The following is an 18,820-nucleotide window of genomic DNA, read 5'->3' as shown; positions in this document are numbered from 1 at the left end:
TGATCAACAATTTATTTATTTAAAATCTATGGGTCATCATAAGCATATCCAAAAACTAAGTGCAGCGGGTTTATTAATCAGTTTAGGTATTATATATGGTGATATTGGCACTTCACCGCTGTATGTTTTTAAAGCTATAATCGGTGAGCGGCTAATTACCCAGGATCTGATTCTCGGAGGCCTGTCCTGTATTTTCTGGACACTGACACTGCAAACCACTATAAAGTATGTTGTAATTACCTTACAGGCAGACAATAAAGGTGAGGGGGGCATATTTTCATTATTTTCTTTGGTTAAACGAAAGGCAAAATGGCTGATCATTCCGGCTATGATCGGCGGGGCGGCATTGCTGGCGGACGGAATCATGACGCCGGCAGTAACGGTTTCAGCCGCTATTGAAGGACTTGGGCTTATTTATAAAGATCTTCCGACAGTCCCGATCGTACTGTCGATCATTACATTTTTGTTTGTATTGCAGCAATTCGGAACTTCACTGGTTGGCAAAGCATTTGGGCCGGTAATGTGGCTTTGGTTTACCATGATCGCTGTTTTAGGTTTTGTACATATTATGGAATTGCCTGAGATTTTAAAGGCGATCAATCCTTATTATGCTTACCGCATTTTAGCTACTAATCCCGAAGCTTTCTTAATCATCGGCGCAGTATTTTTATGTACAACCGGAGCAGAGGCACTGTATTCAGATTTAGGTCACTGCGGGCGTTCTAACATCAGGATCAGCTGGATTTACGTGAAAATCTGTCTGGTTTTGAATTACATGGGACAGGGAGTATGGCTGTGGAATCTTCAGGGAACTCATTTGGGAGATGTCAACCCCTTCTACCACCTGATGCCAGATTGGTTTTTGATATACGGAATCGCTATCGCTACAGTAGCAGCCGCTATAGCCAGTCAGGCATTGATTTCAGGTTCCTTCACCTTAATTGCCGAGGCAGTCAGGTTAAACCTTTGGCCTAAAGTAAAAATCAATTATCCCAGCGAGCAGAAAGGACAACTTTATGTTCCGTCCATGAACTGGATTCTATGGGCAGGCTGTATTACCGTTGTACTGATCTTTCAAAAATCAGTGAATATGGAAGCGGCTTATGGCTTATCAATCACGGTAGCCATGCTGATGACCACCATACTGGTGTCTATCTTTTTAATGCGCAAGAGGGTTCCGATGTACCTGATCATTGTTTTCCTGACGATTTATGGTATTATTGAACTGACCTTCCTTGCCGGTAATGCAGCAAAAATATTGCATGGAGGCTGGTTTACCTTAATTTTGGGAACCGTACTTTTCTCGGTGATGTGGGCATGGCACAATGGGCGCAGGATCAGGAACAGGTATATGAAATTTGTTGATATCGAAGAATTTTATCCGTTAATTAAAAGCATCAGTGCTGATGAAAGCATAGCAAAGTATGCTTCAAACCTGGTTTATTTAACGAGCGCTAATTTTAATACAGAAATAGAATCCTCAGTTATTTATTCCATTATTCAAAAGCAGCCAAAAAGGGCTGATGTTTACTGGATACTGCATGTGGACGTAACGGACGAACCCTATACGATGGAGTATGAAGTAGACCATATGATTCCGGAAAAATTAATCCGGATAGACTTTAGACTGGGCTTCAGGGTAGAGCAGCGGGTCAATGTCCTGTTTAGAAAAGTGGTAGAAGAACTGGTGAAAAGCGGCGAAATTGACATCACCAGTAAATACGAATCCTTACAGGCGAGAAAAATACCCGGTGATTTCCGTTTTGTAGTGATTGAAAAGATCCTGTCCAACTCCAGCAGCCTGAGTTTTAGAGAAAGATTAACCATCTCTTATCACAAACTGCTGAAACTATTGAGCATTTCAGAAAGAAGGGGTTTCGGGCTGGACTCAAGTTTTGTGAGTATTGAGCAAGTTCCGCTGATCGTCGACACCCCGGATCCAATCCAAATGAAAAGGATAAAATAGAACAATCTTTTACGTCCGTTTTTTATACACTTTCATCGCAAAGATATAAGCCACGAGCGTAATCCCAGCGCACCAGGCAAGAGCCACCCATATTTCATTTCCTACCGGCTGGTTTGAAAGTAATGAGCGGATGGTCTCCACTATCGAGGTCACAGGCTGATTTTCGGCAAAGGCGCGAACGCCCGACGGCATCGACTTGGTCGGCACAAATGCTGAGCTGATAAACGGCAGGAAGACTAATGGGTAAGAAAAGGCGCTTACACCGTCCACCGATTTGGCGGAAAGTCCGGCAATCACTGCGATCCAGGTCAAGGCTAGTGTGAAGAGCGCAAGTATACCAGCCACAGCAAACCATGACATTATGTCGGCCGACGAGCGAAAACCCATAATTAATGCTACAAGAATGATTACGACAACAGAAATCGCGTTGGATACCAGCGAGGTCAGCACGTGCCCCCACAGCACGGTTGAACGTGCAATCGGCATAGAGTGGAACCGCTCTAATATGCCCCGTTGCATGTCGATAAACAGGCGGTAGGCTGTATAAGATATACCACTTGCAATAGCTATCAACAATATACCGGGCAGCAGATAATTTACATAATTAATTGTGCCGGTTTGGATGGCACCACCAAACACATATACGAACAGCAGCATCATCGCAATTGGCGTGATGGTAACCGTGATGATGGTGTCCATGCTGCGAAGAATATGGCGCATGGAACGTCCAAGCATAACATCCATATCATTGAAAAAATAGTTCTTTGTCGTTTCCATTTAATTTTCCTCCTTTTTGCCAACAATTGCAAGAAATATCTCTTTCAATGTCGGCTGTTTTTCAATATATTCCACTTTTGCGGGCGGAAACAGTTTTTTCAGCTCCCCGAGCGTGCCGCTCACGATAATCCTACCCTCATGTAGAATGGCAATTCTATCGGCGAGTTGTTCCGCTTCATCCAAATACTGAGTGGTCAGGAATACAGTCGTGCCGCTACCGGCAAGCTCTTTGACAATCTTCCAAACCTCAATACGTCCCTCGGGATCAAGCCCGGTGGTCGGTTCGTCGAGGAAAATGAGCTGCGGTCTTCCCACAAGGCTCATGGCGATGTCGAGCCTGCGGCGCATACCCCCCGAATAAGTCGATGCCCTGCGGCCTGCGGCATCGGCTAAACCAAAGCGTTTAAGCACATCGTCCGCAACTTGTTGCGGATTGCTAAGATGCCGCAACCTGGCAATCATGATAATATTTTCCTTCCCGGTCAATATTTCGTCCACAGCTGCAAATTGCCCTGTCAGACTGATTGAAGCTCGCACGCAGTCGGGTTTTGACGAAACGTCAAATCCGTTTACGGTGGCGGTTCCGCTATCCTGTTTGAGCAGCGTGCTGAGGATTTTGACAATGGTTGTTTTGCCTGCGCCGTTAGAGCCAAGAAGGGCGAAAATACTACCTGTTTTTACTTCAAAATCTATCCCTTCTAATACAGAGATGTTTTTATAGGATTTTTTCAATCCTCGCACAGAGATGGCGATTTCATTTTGCGACATAATTCATTTTCTTTTTTATGATGCTAACAAGGTGATACCGGTTAAATCTGCTTTCCCGTTTTTCAGGAATTCGTAGGTTATCCGATCTGCCTGACAGTCAACAAACTTGATCCGTTTAAACCTGTTGTTTTTAAAAAAAGTGTTAATAAGCGTTACATTCTGGAACTTCACCCAGTTAAAGACACAGTCTTCAAAATAGCAATCCTTCAAGGTACCATCGAAGACGATATCTGCAATCTGTGTGTCAATAAAGGAACTGCGATTCCATACAGCATTTGTCACTGTGTTTTCCTGAAAGCCTCCGGATTTAAAGGCCACTCCTGTAAAATTTGCGCCGGAGAAATCGCAGCCTTCGATATAGCTTTTTAAAAATTCAGCTTCTTTAAGGGAGCTACCCTTAAATAGATTATTGCCTAAGTGGGAACTCTTAATGTGACTGCTGCTGATATCGGAATTGGAGAAGTCACAGCCTTTGATATGGCTTTTTAAAAATTCAGCTTCTTTCAGGGAACTGTCCTTAAATAAATTGTTGTCTAAGTTGGAAGTCTGAATGTGGCTGCTGCTGATGTCAGAACTGGAAAAGTCACAGCCATCAAGGTTATTGCTTTTTAGAAGAAGTCCTGACAGGTCTGAACCGATAAATTTGCAGCGCTGCATGTTGGAGGAGCTGAATTTTTCATGCAGATTTTTCAACCCGGAAAAGTCAGCGTCTACCCAGTTCCCACTTGACATATCCCAGCTAAGCTTTTTCTCCTGCTTTCCTGATGGCGATTCAACAGGTGTGGCCTCAGACTGGAAGTTTTCTGAAAAATAGTTAAGATCAACACCCAGAATTTCCGCGAGCCGGTTAAAAGTAATGATGTCTGGCATTGATTCTCCGCGCTCCCACTTTCCGACTGCCTGAGCGCTGATGAACAGACGCTGAGCAAGCTGGGCCTGAGAAATATTTATTTTCTTTCTTGCTTCGGCAATTTTATTACCGATCATCTTTGTATTTAACATAGGACTATCTTTTTGTTTTGACAGGGCAAAGATATTCGGAATCATTTCCAGAATCAGTAAAAAAACAAGGATTCTTAGTTGTAATTGCGCTATTTGTTGTTGTTGTTTGACAACTATCAGTAGTATATGCCCGGATTTAATGATTTGAGCATTGCGGTCAAAATGAAATAAACCATTTCATTTTGATAGGGTGTAAAATGGAGTGCTGAGGCCCAAAAAAATATTTTATCGCCTTTTTTATACCCCTGTGGCTGTTTATCGTTTTTTTTCTGATTGAGGCACTCCGTTTGGAACACGCGGTTCAATCAAGATAGATAAAATGAATAATCAAATGATATTTGTGCGTATTGCTACCATAAATGATATCAGATACGTCGATGAAATAATCAAAGAAACAGCCGCTTCTGCCATAGCAAGGGGAACAGGGATCGCCAAACGTACTCCCGAATCCGTTGCCCAAAAAATGAGGGACGGCAAGGCGGTCATCGCCTTAACCAGTGCCGGAAAATGGGTAGGGTTCTCTTACTTTGAAGCCTGGGAACAGGGGAACTTTGTCTCTAACTCCGGGCTGATCGTTGCCCCTGAGTTCCGCCAGTCAGGAGTGGCCAAATCCATTAAAGACCGCATCTTCAGGATCTCCAGGAGAATGTACCCGGCCGCAAAGATCTTTAGTATTACTTCCGGAACAGCAGTTATGAAAATGAATTCCCAGCTGGGCTTCCAGCCGGTAGCCTTTTCGGAGATCACTCACGATGATCAGTTTTGGGAGGGCTGTAAGAGCTGCCCGAACTATGACATCCTCGAACGCAAGCATAAATGCAACTGCCTGTGCACAGCGATGTTGTTTGACCCCCTGGTTTCAGAGAGCCACAGCATTCTGCCCGGATATGACCTTCTGCAAAGGTATACGCTTGAACATACTTCAGTTAATCATTAATCCTAAATTATATCCCAATGAAAAAGTTATATGAGCAAGCAGTGAGCCTGCTTGAAAAATTGATCAAAACCCCATCCTTTAGCGGCGAAGAAAGTTTCGCAGCAGACCATGTAGAAGCATTTTTAAATGAGCGCAGCGTATTTACCATCCGTAAATTCAATAACATCTGGTGCTACAATAAATACTTTGACCCTGCAAAACCCATCATTTTGCTCAATTCACACCTGGATACGGTAAAACCGAATTCGCAATATGTAAATGATCCGTTTACGCCGGTAACTAAAGACGGAAAGCTGTATGGCCTCGGCAGCAATGATGCCGGAGGCCCCATGGTCTCACTTATTTCAACCTTTCTTCATTTCTATGAGCGCACAGATCTGCCCTTTAACCTTTGTCTTGCCGCAACTGCCGAAGAAGAGAACTCCGGACAGAAAGGAATAAAGTGTATTTTGGATGACCTGATGCCGGTATCCTTTGCCATTGTCGGAGAACCGACAAATATGCAAATGGCCATTGCCGAAAAAGGATCTATGGTGCTGGATTGTGTCTCAACAGGACGCTCAGGGCATGCAGCCAGAGAAGAAGGCGACAATGCCATTTATAAAGCCATCAAGGATATCCACTGGTTCTCTACTTATAAATTCCCGATAGAGCGGGATCTCCCAGATCCGGTCAAGATGACCGTTACCCAGATCAATGCCGGTTTGCAGCACAACATTGTACCCGGGGAATGCAGCTTTACGGTGGATATCAGATTTGACCACAGCTATACCAGCAAGGAGATCCTGAATACGATCAGGAACCACACTTTCTGCGATACCACCCTGCGTCCGAATGTGCTCACACCTTCAGCGATTGACATTATGCACCCTGTGGTAAAGACAGGCATTGCCATCGGCAGGAAAACCTATTTGTCACCTACCAGTTCAGACCAGGGCTGGCTGGACATGCCATCTGTAAAAATGGGCCCCGGTGACTCAGCCCGCTCCCATACCGTTGATGAATACATTTACCTTGCGGAGATCAGCGATGGCATTACCATTTATATTGATCTGCTGGAATCCATTTTTCCGTATCTTGCAAACAATCCTGAGCCGGACCTGCACGCTTATGAATCACAACATCATTAACAGCAACCAATAAAATTCAATTATGCAAGATACTGTTCTGATCATCGATGACGAGAAAAAGATATGCAGCCTTTTAGCCCGTATCATAGAGCTGGAAGGCTTTAAGGTTTTCCAGGCCAATACCGGTAAGGAAGGTCTGAAGATCCTGAAGACAGAGGAGATCCTTGTGGTACTAAGTGACGTCAAGCTTCCTGACTATAATGGCGTCGAGCTGGTAAAAGAAATCAAAAAAATCAGGCCAGTTGCAGAGGTGATCAATCTTACGGCATTTGGTACCATATCTGACGGAGTGATGGCGATGCGTAACGGTGCTTTTGATTACATCACTAAGGGCGATGACAATGACAAGATCATTCCGCTGGTCTATAAAGCCATGGACAAGGCCAGGCTGAATGCCCGTGTTTATGAACTGGAAAACAGGATCGCCCGGAAGTATAATTTTGAGTCTATCCTGGGCAAATCCAAAGCGATCGGGGAGGCGGTGGCGCTGGCCCGGAAAGTGGCGGGTACCACGACCACAGTATTGCTTTTGGGAGAAACCGGAACAGGTAAAGAGGTATTCGCTCAGGCAATCCACCATGAAAGTCCGAGAAAATTGAAACCTTTTGTAGCGGTCAACTGCAGCGGTTTTAATCCGGAACTGCTGGAAAGTGAATTGTTTGGGTATAAGGCCGGGGCTTTTACCGGAGCCATAAAGGATAAAAGAGGCTTGCTGGAAGAGGCAAACGAGGGCACGATATTCCTGGACGAGATCGGTGAAATGAACCTTGATTTACAGGCCAAGCTGCTCCGGGTATTGGAAAGCCAGACTTACATCAAGGTGGGCGATACCCAGACCAGCCAGGTAAATGTACGGATTATTGCCGCCACCAACAGGGACCTGAAAACCGAGGCAGAGGCCGGCAGGTTTCGGCTTGACCTTTTTTACAGATTGTCCGTATTTTCCATCGAACTGCCACCCTTATCCCACAGACGTGAGGACATTCTTCCGATTGCCATGCATTATCTGGCGGAATTTACCGCCAAGGTAAACAAGCCCGAATTCAGTATCGATAAAGAATTTGCCCGTCTGCTGACCGCTCATAACTGGAAGGGGAACATCCGGGAACTTAAAAATGTAATGGAACGGGTCGTGATCCTGGCTGAGAACGAGCTGATCAGTTCGGACCTCCTGCCTTTTGAATTTCATACCGAAGTCGCAGGCACTGATCCGCTGAACATGCAGGACATGGAAAAGCAGCACATCATCAAAGTGCTGAAATATACCCGCGGCAATAAAACGGAAACGTCAAGGCTGCTTGGTATTGGACTGACCACATTATACCGGAAAATCGAGGAATATAAAATAGATTCTTAGACCTGAAAGCCCCAATATGATAAAGACCCTTCCATTTTGGAAGGGTCTTTATGTTTAAATATAGACTCTATTTATATTATTTCTATTTCAATATACTGATTATCAATGTTTTGTGTGACTATTTAAAAAATATGGCACCCGGATTGGCATAGGCTTATCACAAAATAAAAATATCATGTTAACAATCGTATTATTTCTGGCCCTGCTGTTACTCTGCCGGGTGGTTTACAAATCAATCGACTGGTTCGAAAAAATCTAAAAATTATGATCGCATTATTCATTATCGCAATCGCCGTCTTCATTTATATGATTTACGTGCTGATTAAACCCGAAAAATTTTAATTACACACCATGAACACAGAATTATTTGGAATTATAGCCACCTACGGACTCACCCTGGTGATCGCTATTCCGCTGGGCAAGTACCTGGCAAAGGTATTTGCCGGAGAAAAAGTCTGGACGGACTTTTTAAAACCTATTGAATCCGGGATCTTTAAACTCTCCGGTATTAATCCTAAAGAAGAGATGAACTGGAAGCAGCACATGAAAGCGCTGCTGACCATTAACCTGGTCTGGCTGGTTTACGGATTTTTTGTCCTGATTTATCAGGATAAATTGCCGCTAAACCCCGACGGGAATCCAGGAATGACCGCTGATCTTTCTTTCAATACGATCATCAGCTTCGTGGTGAATTGCAACCTTCAGCACTATTCCGGAGAGACCGGAGTTTCTTACCTTACACAGCATTTTGTACTGATGTTCCTTCACTTCGTTAGTGCTGCCACCGGTATTGCTGCCGCTGTGGCATTCTTTAAGGCATTTAGGGATAAAACTACCGTTAAACTGGGTAACTTCTGGGAGTTCTTTGTGAAATCAATTACCAGGTTGTTGTTGCCTTTGTCACTTGTTGTGGCATTAATTCTGGCTTTTAACGGTACACCAACCAGCTATGAGGCCAAAGACCAGTTTATTTCAGTTCAGGGTGATACGGTAAATGTATCAAGAGGACCTGCTGCCGGTATGATTGCCATCAAACATTTAGGTACCAACGGTGGCGGCTGGTTTGGCGCCAATTCAGCACACCCGCTGGAAAACCCCAACTACATCACCAATACAGTAGAGCTGATCGCACAGGTGATCATCCCTATTGCCATGGTAATTGCCTTTGGTATCTTTATCAGACGCAGAAAACTGGGCTGGATCATTTTTGGGGTAATGACCATCGGAATGTTCCTGCTGCTCATTCCTACTATCAGTTCTGAACTGGGTGGGAATCCCGCACTGGCCAAAATGGGCATCTCTCAGGCGACAGGAGCTATGGAAGGCAAGGAGGTTCGTTTCGGGCCTGCCATATCCGGCTATTGGAGTACAGTAACCACCATCATCTCAACAGGATCAGTTAACAGTATGCATGACAGTACAATGCCATTAACGGGAACCTGGCAATTACTTGGCATGATGATCAACTCTTTCTACGGAGGCTGTGGTGTCGGGGTGCTGAATTATTTCATCTACCTCATCATAGCGGTATTTATATCAGGGCTGATGGTGGGAAGAACGCCTGAGTTCTTAGGCCATAAAGTTGAAGCGAGGGAAGTTAAGATCGCTGCCCTGATTACACTTTTAAGTCCATTCCTGATCCTGGCTGGAACTGCTATTGCCAGCTACGTGTTTATCAGTCATGGTGATGCTGCGTGGGCAGTACAGCCTAAAAACTGGCTAAACAACCCGAGCTTTCACGGTTTTTCCGAGATGCTGTATGAAATGACATCGTCTAATGCTAATAACGGCTCCGGATTTGAAGGTTTAGGCGATAACAATATTTTCTGGAACGTATCGACGGGCTTTGTATTGCTGCTTGGCCGTTTCCTTCCGATCATTGGTCCGGTTGCCATTGCAGGCTTACTGGGATCAAAAAAATACATTCCTGAATCTGCCGGTACGCTGAAAACAGATACACTGACTTTTGGTCTGATGACCTTTGCGGTGATCATTGTACTGAACGCACTTTCTTATTTCCCTGCCCTGGCTTTAGGCCCGCTGGCAGAATACTTTACCATGCTTAAATAATATTTAGATAAATAAATAACAAGATGAAAACATCATCAAATAAATTATTTGAACCTGCTTTAGTGCAAACTGCATTAAAACAGTCCTTCATCAAACTTGACCCCAGGGTGATGATCAAAAACCCGGTCATGTTTACCGTAGAGATCGGAACGGTCATTATGGCTTACGTTACAGTATACTCGATCAGTAATACGGGTCAGGGTTCGCCAGCTTACAATTTTTTGATCTTTCTAATTTTACTTTTAACTGTACTGTTTGCCAATTTCGCGGAAGCGATTGCGGAGGCAAGGGGAAAGGCACAGGCAGATTCTTTAAGGAAAACCCGTGAAGAAACTCCTGCTAAAGTAGTTTTGGCCAATGGAAAGACGGAAATACGCTCTTCTTCCCTGCTAAAAAAAGGTGATGTATTCGTCTGCGAGGCGGGTGACACCATCCCTACAGACGGCGAGATCATTGAAGGTATCGCTACCATAGATGAATCTGCCATTACCGGTGAATCTGCCCCGGTGATCCGGGAATCCGGCGGTGATAAATCATCTGTAACAGGAGGTACCAAAGTATTGTCAGACCAGATCAAAGTACAGGTAAATACCCAGCCGGGTGAAAGCTTCCTGGATAAAATGATTGCTTTGGTAGAAGGTGCCTCGCGTCAGAAAACACCTAACGAGATTGCACTTACCATTTTGCTCGCAAGTTTCACATTGGTATTTATTATCGTATGTGTGACTTTAAAACCATTTGCAGATTACGCGAATACCCCAATTACGATTGCTGCGCTGATCTCACTGTTTGTGTGTTTGATCCCTACCACTATCGGTGGCCTGCTCTCGGCCATCGGTATTGCGGGTATGGACAGAGCATTGCGGGCTAATGTGATCACCAAATCAGGTAAAGCGGTCGAAACAGCAGGTGACATCGACGTCTTATTGCTGGACAAAACAGGAACGATCACCATCGGTAACCGTAAGGCCACCAATTTTTATCCTGCACCGGGAGTTGACATGAAAACCTTCGTTGAGGCCTGCGTGATGAGTTCCCTAGCCGATGAAACCCCTGAAGGTAAGTCTATCCTGGAACTGGCTGTCGTGCAAGATTACAAAGTGATGCCTGCTCCGGCAGGATCTACATTCATCAAATTTACTGCCGAGACACGCTCCAGTGGTCTGGATACCGCAGATGGGAAGAGAACACGTAAAGGTGCATTTGATTCCATCCGTAATATCGTACTCATGGCCGGAAACCCATTTCCTCCGGAAACAGAAGACCAGGTTAAAAAAATATCCAGCAACGGAGGTACACCGCTGGTGGTAGCTGTCAACGAAAAAACAATGGGTGTTATTGAATTGCAGGACATCATTAAACCGGGGATCAGCGAACGTTTTGAGCGTCTGCGCAAAATGGGGGTGAAAACGGTAATGGTTACGGGCGATAATCCTTTAACTGCAAAATTCATTGCAGAAAAAGCCGGTGTGGATGATTTTATCGCAGAGGCCAAGCCTGAAGACAAAATGAATTACATTAAAGAGGAACAGGCATTGGGTAAACTTGTGGCTATGATGGGAGATGGTACCAATGATGCTCCTGCGCTTGCCCAGGCTGATGTAGGTGTAGCCATGAACAGTGGTACTCAGGCCGCTAAGGAAGCAGGTAATATGGTAGATCTGGACAACGACCCGACCAAACTGATTGAGATCGTAGAGATCGGTAAACAGCTTTTGATCACCCGGGGCACGCTGACCACCTTCTCCATTGCCAATGACGTAGCCAAATATTTCGCCATTGTACCGGCTTTGTTCATTGCATCGATTCCGGCACTGCAAAGCCTGAACATCATGGGATTACACAGTCCGGAAAGTGCCATCCTGTCTGCGGTGATCTTCAATGCGATCATCATTCCGATCCTGATCCCGCTGGCGCTGAAAGGCGTGGAATATAAACCGATCGGCGCCAGCGCATTATTGCGCAGGAACCTGCTGATCTATGGCCTCGGGGGGGTAATTGCACCGTTCATCGGCATCAAAATAATTGATTTACTGGTAGGCTTATTTGTATAAGCAATTTAAAAAATAAAAGATCATGAAAAAATACATCTTACAATCCATACGCTTAACCGCAGTCTTAATGGTACTGCTCTGCGTCATCTATCCGCTTATCGTAGCCTTTGCCGGAGGTTTTTCTAAAGGCAAAGGTGGCGGTGAAAAGATCACTAAAAACGGGAAAGTCGTAGGTTACGCCCTGCTTGGTCAGTCCTTTACCAAACCGGAATATTTCTGGGGCAGGCCATCCGCTGTTGGTTATAATGCAGCAGGATCAGCAGGCTCAAACAAAGGCCCGTCAAATCCGGATTATCTGCAACAGGTGTCTGACCGGATCGATACGCTGTTAAAATACAACCCAACTATCAAAAAAGCAGATATCCCGGCGGATATGGTTACTGCCTCAGGAAGTGGACTTGATCCGAATATCTCTGAACAGGGTGCTATTATCCAGATCAAAAGGATTGCCGCTTTACGCAAGCTGGACGAAAAAACAGTAGCAGAACTGGTGGTTAAAAATACGCAGGGACCATTGTTGGGCATGTTTGGCCCGACATCAGTGAACGTATTGAAGCTGAACCTTGCTTTGGATGAATTAAAGAAATAATTCCGATTCGCTGCCTGATCCATTAGCGTTTGCCGACCTCAGGAACAGGCAGCTCAGCGGAACCGGAATCTTATTTAAAGAATAAATAATTACAATAAATATATGAAAAAACTATTAGTATTAGCTGCAGCATTAACAACAGGATCTATTGCTTATGGGCAGGAAGAACCGAAGATCAAGGTAAGCGGTTATCTGGAAACTTATTTTGGATACGACTTTAACAAACCTGCCGATAACAACAGACCCGGCTTTATCTATTCCCACAACCGTCACAACGAGATGAACCTGAACCTGGGCTTCATTAAAGGAAACTACGAAAACGGAATGATCAGGGCAAATCTTGCGGTGATGGCTGGTACCTATGCAAATGCGAATCTGGCGGCAGAGCCTGGTGTATTGAAAAATATTTTTGAAGCCAATGCCGGAGTAAAACTTTCAAAATCTGCCAACCTGTGGCTGGATGCGGGGATATTTTCTTCCCATATTGGTTTTGAAAGTGCCATTTCCAAAGACTGCTGGGTACTGACCCGCGGCATTGCTTCTGAAAATACACCGTTTTATGAGTCTGGTGCAAAGATCACTTATGGAACCAGCGATGGAAAATTTACTGTTGCCGCAATGTATTTGAACGGCTGGCAGAGAATGGCCCGTCAGAACGGCAACAGCCAGCCTGCAGGTGGTTTGCTGCTGACCTGGAAACCCACAGGAAAGATCACAGTTAATTACAGCAATTACCTGGGAACAGAAGGAGCAGATTCGGTTCGTGTAAGACGCTTTTACCACAATGTATATGGCATATTTCAGGTTACCGACCAGTTTGGCCTGACAGTTGGCTTTGATTATGGAACGCAGCAAAAAGCAAAGGGGACTGACGATAAGAATGAAGTATTGTCTCCTGTTGCTATTGCCCAGTACAAGATCAGCAGCAAATGGGCCATGGCCGGAAGAGTGGAATATTATGAAGACAAAAATGGGGTATTTATTGCCACCGGAACACCAAACGGTTTTAAAACCACAGGTTATTCTTTAAATATTGACTATGCGCCAATCAGCAACGCAGTAGTGCGTCTGGAGGGAAAAATGTACAGCAGTAAGGATAAAATATTTGTAAGAGACCAGAATCCTGTAGACAACAATGCTGCAGTTACAGCAAGTATAGCAGTATCATTCTAAGACAACAGATATGTCATGACTGAATGGTAAATTTAAAATATAATGGAGCAAGACGATAAAGCAGGATCTGTAAGAAAATTCCTTGACCTGGTCAAAAAATCCAGAAGGGGAAAGTTTAAAGTGTATATCGGCATGAGCGCAGGTGTAGGCAAAACCTATCGCATGCTGCAGGAAGCCCACGCACTTTTAAAAAATGGTATCGACATACAGATCGGCTATATTGAAACCCATAACCGGGCGGAAACGCATGCGCTTTTAGACGGCATTCCGCTGATCCCAAGGAGAAAGATCTTTTATAAAGGCAAGGAACTGGAAGAGATGGATGTGCAGGCGGTCATCAACACTCATCCTGAAGTGGTGATCGTCGATGAGCTGGCCCACACCAATGTAGAAGGCAGTAAAAACGGCAAGCGCTGGCAGGACGTGACCGACATCCTGGATGCCGGGATTAGTGTGATCTCGGCAGTGAACATCCAGCACCTGGAGAGCATGAACGAAGAAATTGAGACCATTACAGGTATCCCGATTACGGAGCGAATACCGGATAAGATCCTGGAGACTGCAGATGAAATCGTCAACATAGACTTAACTGCTGATGAGCTGATAGACAGGCTAAGGGCCGGAAAGATCTATGATCAGACCAAGATAAAACGCGCGCTGGATAATTTCTTTCAGCCCGAAAAAATTTTGCAGCTGAGGGAATTGGCCTTAAAGGAAGTGGCGCACCACCTGGAAAGAAAGATCAATGTGGAAGTGCCGAAGCAGATCAAACTCCGGCCGGAAAAGTTCCTGGCCTGCATTTCGACCAATCATGAAACGGCAAAGATCATCATCCGTAAAACAGCGAGACTGGCTTCGTATTACCGTTCGCCATGGATCGTGCTTTATGTGCAGCGGAGCCATGAAGGCGGTGACAGGATCAAGCTTGACCTGCAGCGGCACCTGATCAATAACTTCAAACTCGCTACAGAGCTTGGAGCGGAAGTGCTCAAAGTAAAAAGTGAAGATGTGACGGAGACTATAACCAGGATTGCAGCTGAGAAGGAGATCACGACGATCTGTATCGGGAAACCACACCTCAACCTCTTCCAGGTCATCATGCGAACGGCTATATTTAATAAGCTATTAAAAAACATATCTGAAACAGAAACCGACCTTGTGATCCTTTCATAAGATTAAATATTCAATACCATGAAATCATGAAAATAAAAACTAAACTACGCCTCGGATTCGGATTCTTATTCGTGGTTGTGATCTTCTTCGGGGGAATTTCCCTCTATTACATGAATAAGATTTCTGTCAGCTCTAAGGTCATTCTAAAAGATAATTATGAAAGTTTGAGGTATACCCGTGAAATGCGGACGATACTGGATGACAGTGAGCTGCCGCTTTCTAAAACTTCGGCGGACAAATTTGCTGTACAACTTCGCCTGGAAGAAAATAACGTGACAGAGAAAGGCGAAGGACAAGCTGTAGCTACACTTGCAGAGGCTTTCAGGCAATTGACAGCTCCGGGAGCTGATCTGACCGCTCAAAGACAGGCATTAAAAAAGGGACACCTGCAGCTCAGGATTATCGATGAGGTAAACATGCAGGCCATCGTAAGGAAAAATGATGCCGCCCAGCTAAGTGTGGAAAAGGCTGCCAGTTACCTGATGTTTGCCGCATCACTGTGTTTTATTGTCCTGTTTTCCTTTAGCGTAAATTTCCCGGGTTTTGTAGCCAATCCTTTAAGGGAGTTTTCAGAAGCGATTAAGGCCATCAGCCGCAAGAACTACAAACAGCGCCTGGAATTTAAGGGCAATGATGAGTTTTCTGAGCTTGCAGACGAATTCAATGCCATGGCCTCCCAACTCAATAAATGGGAAAACAGCAACCTGGCTAAACTTCAGTCCGAGAAACTGAGGATCGAGGCCATCATCGGCCAAATGCAGGACGCCATCATTGGGCTGAACGAAAAACAGGAAGTGCTGTTTTTAAACCAGGTAGCCAGCCAGCTGCTGAACATGCATGAAAAGGATGCGGTCGGCGCAAACGCAACGGAGCTGATGAAAAAGAATGACCTGCTCAGTACAGTGATGCAAACGGGCAGCAGCTCCAAACCCATGAAGATCTATGCCGACGGCAAAGAATCCTACTTTAAACTGGAACGCCGTGAGATCATGGTTCCATTTATTGACGACCAGCAGGACAACGCGATCAAAGAATCCAGGAGAACGGCAGGCGAGGTATACATCCTTAAAAATGTGACCGAGTATAAAGAATTGGATGAAGCAAAGACCAACTTTATTGCAACCGTCTCTCATGAACTGAAAACCCCCATTTCCTCGATCAAGATGAGCTTAAAACTAATGGATGACGAACGGGTGGGAAGTATGAATCCGGAGCAAAAGGAACTCGTACAGCATATCAAGGAAGACTGTGGGCGTCTGTTGAAGATCACCAGTGAACTATTGGACCTGTCCCAGGTGGAGACGGGTAATCTGCAATTGAATTTTGTGAAATCAGATCCGCGCAAGGTCGCCATATACGCTATGGATGCAGTAAGGTTCCAGGCTGAGCAAAAATTGATCGATCTGGAGCTGGTCTCCAGGAATGATCTGCCGAAAGTAAATGTGGATACCGAAAAAACAGCGTGGGTACTGGTCAACTTCTTATCCAATGCGCTGCGTTATAGTCCGCAAAAATCCAGAGTGGTCATCCAGATCATAGAATCCGGGAACAACATTGAGTTCTCGGTACGTGATTTCGGCAAGGGCATAGATGAACAATACCAGAAACGGTTATTCGACAGGTATTTCCAGGTGCCTACTGATGGCAACAATAAATCAGGATCTGGCCTGGGACTTGCCATTTCCAAAGACTTCATTGAAGCTGAAGGCGGAAAGATCTGGGTTGAAAGCGAGATTGGTGAAGGAAGCAGGTTTTGTTTCCTGCTTCCGATTGCCGAATAATCTGAAAAAACACTAGTTTATCAAAGAGACAGCGGGTTGTCAAAAGAAATGCTCAATTTTATCGTTACTATCTAAATCATTGTATGAAACCTCAAATTAAATCTCTTTTAATTCTTTGCAGTGGTGTGCTGTCTGTAGTTGCCTTTAACGCGTCGAAACCTTTACATCATGAACCGGGATTGTCCTGCACTGAACCTGTAACCGCCCGTAAAGCGTCTGATTTTCTAAACAGCATAGGCGTCAATTCAGCCATTTCCACCAGAGGAGAGTCATTAAAAAAAACAATTGAAATCACGAAATATTTAGGCATCCGCTGGATCCGCTCCGGCTATGAGGGCGGTGTGCCCACGGCTGATCTGATCGAAGTACACAAACAGGCTGGCCTGCGCTTTTGCTATGGTTTGTTAAGTGGCGGCACGGATATAGATCGTTTGCTGAAAGGTGGACGGGAGCTGGCTGATGCGGGTGCGCTGCTGGCTTTTGAGGGGTTGAACGAACCCAATAACTGGGACATTATTTATAACGGAGAAAAGGGTGGCAAGGACCAGTCCTGGATGGCGGTAGCTAAAGTGCAGAGAGATCTTTATACCGCAGTTAAGAAAGACACGTTATTGAAGAAATACCCGGTATGGAGCCTAAGTGAAAATGGGGCACAGACCGACAATATGGGTTTGCAGTATCTTGAAATACCTAAGGGGGCAGGCGCCAGCATGCCTGACGGGACGAAATATGCGGACTACGCCAACTGCCACAACTATTTTATGCACCCTTCACACCCGGGCCTGTATGACAACCAAACCTGGAATGCCGCAGACCCCGGTTTGCTTTGCAAAGTTGACGGCCTGTATGGCAATTACGGAAATACCTGGCGGGCAAAGTTCCAAGGCTATGAAGGGGAAGCACTGCAAAACCTGCCAAGAGTAACTACTGAGACAGGAGCGACCATAAACGGTGAACTGACTGAAGAAAAACAGGCCCGTATGTTTTTGAACCTGTACCTGGCACAGTTTGCCAGGGGATGGAGCTATACGGCGCTTTACCTGCTGCGGGACAGATCTGATGAAGCAGGAAATCAGACTTTTGGTTTTTATAAACCTGATTATACACCGAGAAAATCGGCGCTCTATATGCATAACCTAACCAGTATTTTGGCTGAACCGGTTGCCGGAACAGAAAATGCGGTTAAGGTTTCAAAACCGGGCAAATTGACTTATTCAATAGCTAACCTGCCGGAAACTACGCATCACCTGCTGCTGCAAAAAAGCAATGGTAAATTCGCCCTGATTGTATGGGCCGAGAAGGTGAAAGGGGAGGATGAAGTTAAGATCACTTTTGAGAAAGCAGTCTCCGGAAAGGTGTATGATCCTACACTGGGTTCATTGCCGGTCAGTTCTGTAGAAAACTCGAACGCCGTGACGCTGACCCTGAGCGATCATCCGATGATCATAGAGATTTAACATCGCTCTGGTACTCTAAGTAATTATTGTATTTTTGCAACATGAAGATCTGGCAAAAAAACGTAAACGTAAATAAAGACATTGAAACCTTTACCGTTGGCAAAGACAGGGAACTCGACCTGCAGATGGCGGCTTTTGATGTACTGGGTTCACTGGCCCATGTCGAAATGCTGGAAAGCATAGGCTTACTGGAGCCCGATGAACTTGCTGCTGTGCAAAAGGAACTTAAGAATATTTACGCGGAAATAGAGGCCGGGGATTTTGTAATAGAAGATACTGTTGAGGATGTGCACTCCCAGGTGGAGTGGCTGCTGACCCAGCGCATTGGTGAGGCTGGGAAGAAGATCCACAGCGGACGCTCGCGCAATGACCAGGTGCTGGTCGATCTGAAACTGTTTTTCAGAAGCTGTATAGAAGAAATGGTGGGCAATACCTCGGTCCTGTTTGGTCAGCTGATCTCCCTGAGCAATATTCATAAAGACAAATTATTGCCGGGATACACCCACTTGCAGATTGCTATGCCGTCGTCATTTGGATTGTGGTTTGGTGCTTATGCGGAGAGCCTGGTCGACGATATGGAGCTGAT

The 18,820-nt window shown here is 45.2% G+C and carries 16 protein-coding genes; 13 read left to right on the top strand and 3 right to left on the bottom strand.

Going from position 1 to position 18,820, the window contains the following annotated elements; all coding sequences use genetic code 11:
- The first annotated feature begins 28 nt into the window (after positions 1 to 28).
- Positions 29 to 1,966: a KUP/HAK/KT family potassium transporter gene (locus VK541_RS08855; RefSeq protein ID WP_324369041.1), complete on the top strand. Its 1,938-nt coding sequence runs from the start codon at positions 29 to 31 to the stop codon at positions 1,964 to 1,966.
- A 9-nt stretch (positions 1,967 to 1,975) separates the two neighbouring features.
- Here the strand turns inward: VK541_RS08855 and VK541_RS08850 are convergent, their stop codons facing one another.
- Genes VK541_RS08850 through VK541_RS08840 form a run of 3 tightly spaced genes read right to left on the bottom strand, consistent with a single transcriptional unit; the run spans position 1,976 to position 4,513 of the window.
- Positions 1,976 to 2,743: an ABC transporter permease gene (locus VK541_RS08850; protein WP_324369039.1), complete on the bottom strand. Its 768-nt coding sequence runs from the start codon at positions 2,741 to 2,743 to the stop codon at positions 1,976 to 1,978.
- Positions 2,744 to 3,511 (bottom strand): ABC transporter ATP-binding protein, encoded by a 768-nt coding sequence (locus tag VK541_RS08845; RefSeq protein ID WP_324369037.1) that lies wholly within the window; start codon positions 3,509 to 3,511, stop codon positions 2,744 to 2,746.
- 15 nt (positions 3,512 to 3,526) lie between these two features.
- Positions 3,527 to 4,513 carry a pentapeptide repeat-containing protein gene (locus VK541_RS08840; protein ID WP_324369035.1) on the bottom strand — a complete coding sequence of 329 codons (987 nt, stop codon included), beginning with the start codon at positions 4,511 to 4,513 and terminating at the stop codon, positions 3,527 to 3,529.
- A 319-nt stretch (positions 4,514 to 4,832) separates the two neighbouring features.
- Between VK541_RS08840 and VK541_RS08835 the strand changes: the two genes are divergently transcribed.
- The 12 genes from VK541_RS08835 to VK541_RS08780 form a co-directional block, all read left to right on the top strand.
- Complete coding sequence (locus VK541_RS08835; protein ID WP_324369033.1) at positions 4,833 to 5,450, top strand: N-acetyltransferase; 618 nt, start codon at positions 4,833 to 4,835, stop codon at positions 5,448 to 5,450.
- 17 nt (positions 5,451 to 5,467) lie between these two features.
- Entirely contained in the window at positions 5,468 to 6,580 is a 1,113-nt protein-coding gene (locus VK541_RS08830) for a M20/M25/M40 family metallo-hydrolase (RefSeq protein ID WP_324369029.1), read from the top strand.
- A 22-nt stretch (positions 6,581 to 6,602) separates the two neighbouring features.
- Complete coding sequence (locus VK541_RS08825; protein WP_324369027.1) at positions 6,603 to 7,937, top strand: sigma-54 dependent transcriptional regulator; 1,335 nt, start codon at positions 6,603 to 6,605, stop codon at positions 7,935 to 7,937.
- 264 nt (positions 7,938 to 8,201) lie between these two features.
- Positions 8,202 to 8,279: a potassium-transporting ATPase subunit F gene (locus VK541_RS08820; RefSeq protein ID WP_082035969.1), complete on the top strand. Its 78-nt coding sequence runs from the start codon at positions 8,202 to 8,204 to the stop codon at positions 8,277 to 8,279.
- Positions 8,280 to 8,288: 9 nt separating this feature from the next.
- Positions 8,289 to 10,007, top strand: a complete 1,719-nt coding sequence (kdpA, locus tag VK541_RS08815) for a potassium-transporting ATPase subunit KdpA (protein ID WP_324369024.1) — start codon at positions 8,289 to 8,291, stop codon at positions 10,005 to 10,007.
- 23 nt (positions 10,008 to 10,030) lie between these two features.
- On the top strand, positions 10,031 to 12,061 hold the full coding sequence (gene kdpB / locus VK541_RS08810; RefSeq protein WP_324369022.1) for a potassium-transporting ATPase subunit KdpB: 2,031 nt from the start codon (positions 10,031 to 10,033) through the stop codon (positions 12,059 to 12,061).
- 22 nt (positions 12,062 to 12,083) lie between these two features.
- Entirely contained in the window at positions 12,084 to 12,650 is a 567-nt protein-coding gene (locus VK541_RS08805) for a K(+)-transporting ATPase subunit C (protein WP_324369019.1), read from the top strand.
- 102 nt (positions 12,651 to 12,752) lie between these two features.
- Positions 12,753 to 13,823, top strand: a complete 1,071-nt coding sequence (locus tag VK541_RS08800; protein ID WP_324369017.1) for a porin — start codon at positions 12,753 to 12,755, stop codon at positions 13,821 to 13,823.
- A 42-nt stretch (positions 13,824 to 13,865) separates the two neighbouring features.
- Positions 13,866 to 14,996, top strand: a complete 1,131-nt coding sequence (locus tag VK541_RS08795; RefSeq protein WP_324369015.1) for a sensor protein KdpD — start codon at positions 13,866 to 13,868, stop codon at positions 14,994 to 14,996.
- A 26-nt stretch (positions 14,997 to 15,022) separates the two neighbouring features.
- Entirely contained in the window at positions 15,023 to 16,777 is a 1,755-nt protein-coding gene (locus VK541_RS08790; protein ID WP_324369013.1) for a HAMP domain-containing sensor histidine kinase, read from the top strand.
- An 83-nt stretch (positions 16,778 to 16,860) separates the two neighbouring features.
- The gene (locus VK541_RS08785; protein ID WP_324369010.1) at positions 16,861 to 18,234 is read left to right on the top strand and encodes a hypothetical protein; all 1,374 of its coding nucleotides are present in this window, start codon (positions 16,861 to 16,863) and stop codon (positions 18,232 to 18,234) included.
- A gap of 41 nt (positions 18,235 to 18,275) precedes the next feature.
- On the top strand, positions 18,276 to 18,820 hold a 545-nt coding region (locus VK541_RS08780), incomplete at its 3' end, for a lyase family protein (RefSeq protein WP_324369008.1).

This window comes from Pedobacter sp., assembly GCF_035317785.1.
In the GTDB taxonomy this organism is placed as follows: Bacteria; Bacteroidota; Bacteroidia; order Sphingobacteriales; family Sphingobacteriaceae; genus Pedobacter.
The sequence above is the reverse complement of the archived record's forward strand: the minus strand, read 5'-3'. Positions and strand labels throughout refer to the sequence as shown.

Excerpts from the sequence above, each read along its gene's own strand:
- VK541_RS08855 (WP_324369041.1), top strand. The coding sequence starts at position 29 with ATGGGTCATCATAAGCATATCCAAAAACTAAGTGCAGCGGGTTTATTA.
- VK541_RS08850 (WP_324369039.1), bottom strand. The coding sequence starts at position 2,743 with ATGGAAACGACAAAGAACTATTTTTTCAATGATATGGATGTTATGCTT.
- VK541_RS08845 (WP_324369037.1), bottom strand. The coding sequence starts at position 3,511 with ATGTCGCAAAATGAAATCGCCATCTCTGTGCGAGGATTGAAAAAATCC.
- VK541_RS08840 (WP_324369035.1), bottom strand. The coding sequence starts at position 4,513 with ATGTTAAATACAAAGATGATCGGTAATAAAATTGCCGAAGCAAGAAAG.
- VK541_RS08835 (WP_324369033.1), top strand. The coding sequence starts at position 4,833 with ATGAATAATCAAATGATATTTGTGCGTATTGCTACCATAAATGATATC.
- VK541_RS08830 (WP_324369029.1), top strand. The coding sequence starts at position 5,468 with ATGAAAAAGTTATATGAGCAAGCAGTGAGCCTGCTTGAAAAATTGATC.
- VK541_RS08825 (WP_324369027.1), top strand. The coding sequence starts at position 6,603 with ATGCAAGATACTGTTCTGATCATCGATGACGAGAAAAAGATATGCAGC.
- VK541_RS08820 (WP_082035969.1), top strand. The coding sequence starts at position 8,202 with ATGATCGCATTATTCATTATCGCAATCGCCGTCTTCATTTATATGATT.
- kdpA (WP_324369024.1), top strand. The coding sequence starts at position 8,289 with ATGAACACAGAATTATTTGGAATTATAGCCACCTACGGACTCACCCTG.
- kdpB (WP_324369022.1), top strand. The coding sequence starts at position 10,031 with ATGAAAACATCATCAAATAAATTATTTGAACCTGCTTTAGTGCAAACT.
- VK541_RS08805 (WP_324369019.1), top strand. The coding sequence starts at position 12,084 with ATGAAAAAATACATCTTACAATCCATACGCTTAACCGCAGTCTTAATG.
- VK541_RS08800 (WP_324369017.1), top strand. The coding sequence starts at position 12,753 with ATGAAAAAACTATTAGTATTAGCTGCAGCATTAACAACAGGATCTATT.
- VK541_RS08795 (WP_324369015.1), top strand. The coding sequence starts at position 13,866 with ATGGAGCAAGACGATAAAGCAGGATCTGTAAGAAAATTCCTTGACCTG.
- VK541_RS08790 (WP_324369013.1), top strand. The coding sequence starts at position 15,023 with ATGAAAATAAAAACTAAACTACGCCTCGGATTCGGATTCTTATTCGTG.
- VK541_RS08785 (WP_324369010.1), top strand. The coding sequence starts at position 16,861 with ATGAAACCTCAAATTAAATCTCTTTTAATTCTTTGCAGTGGTGTGCTG.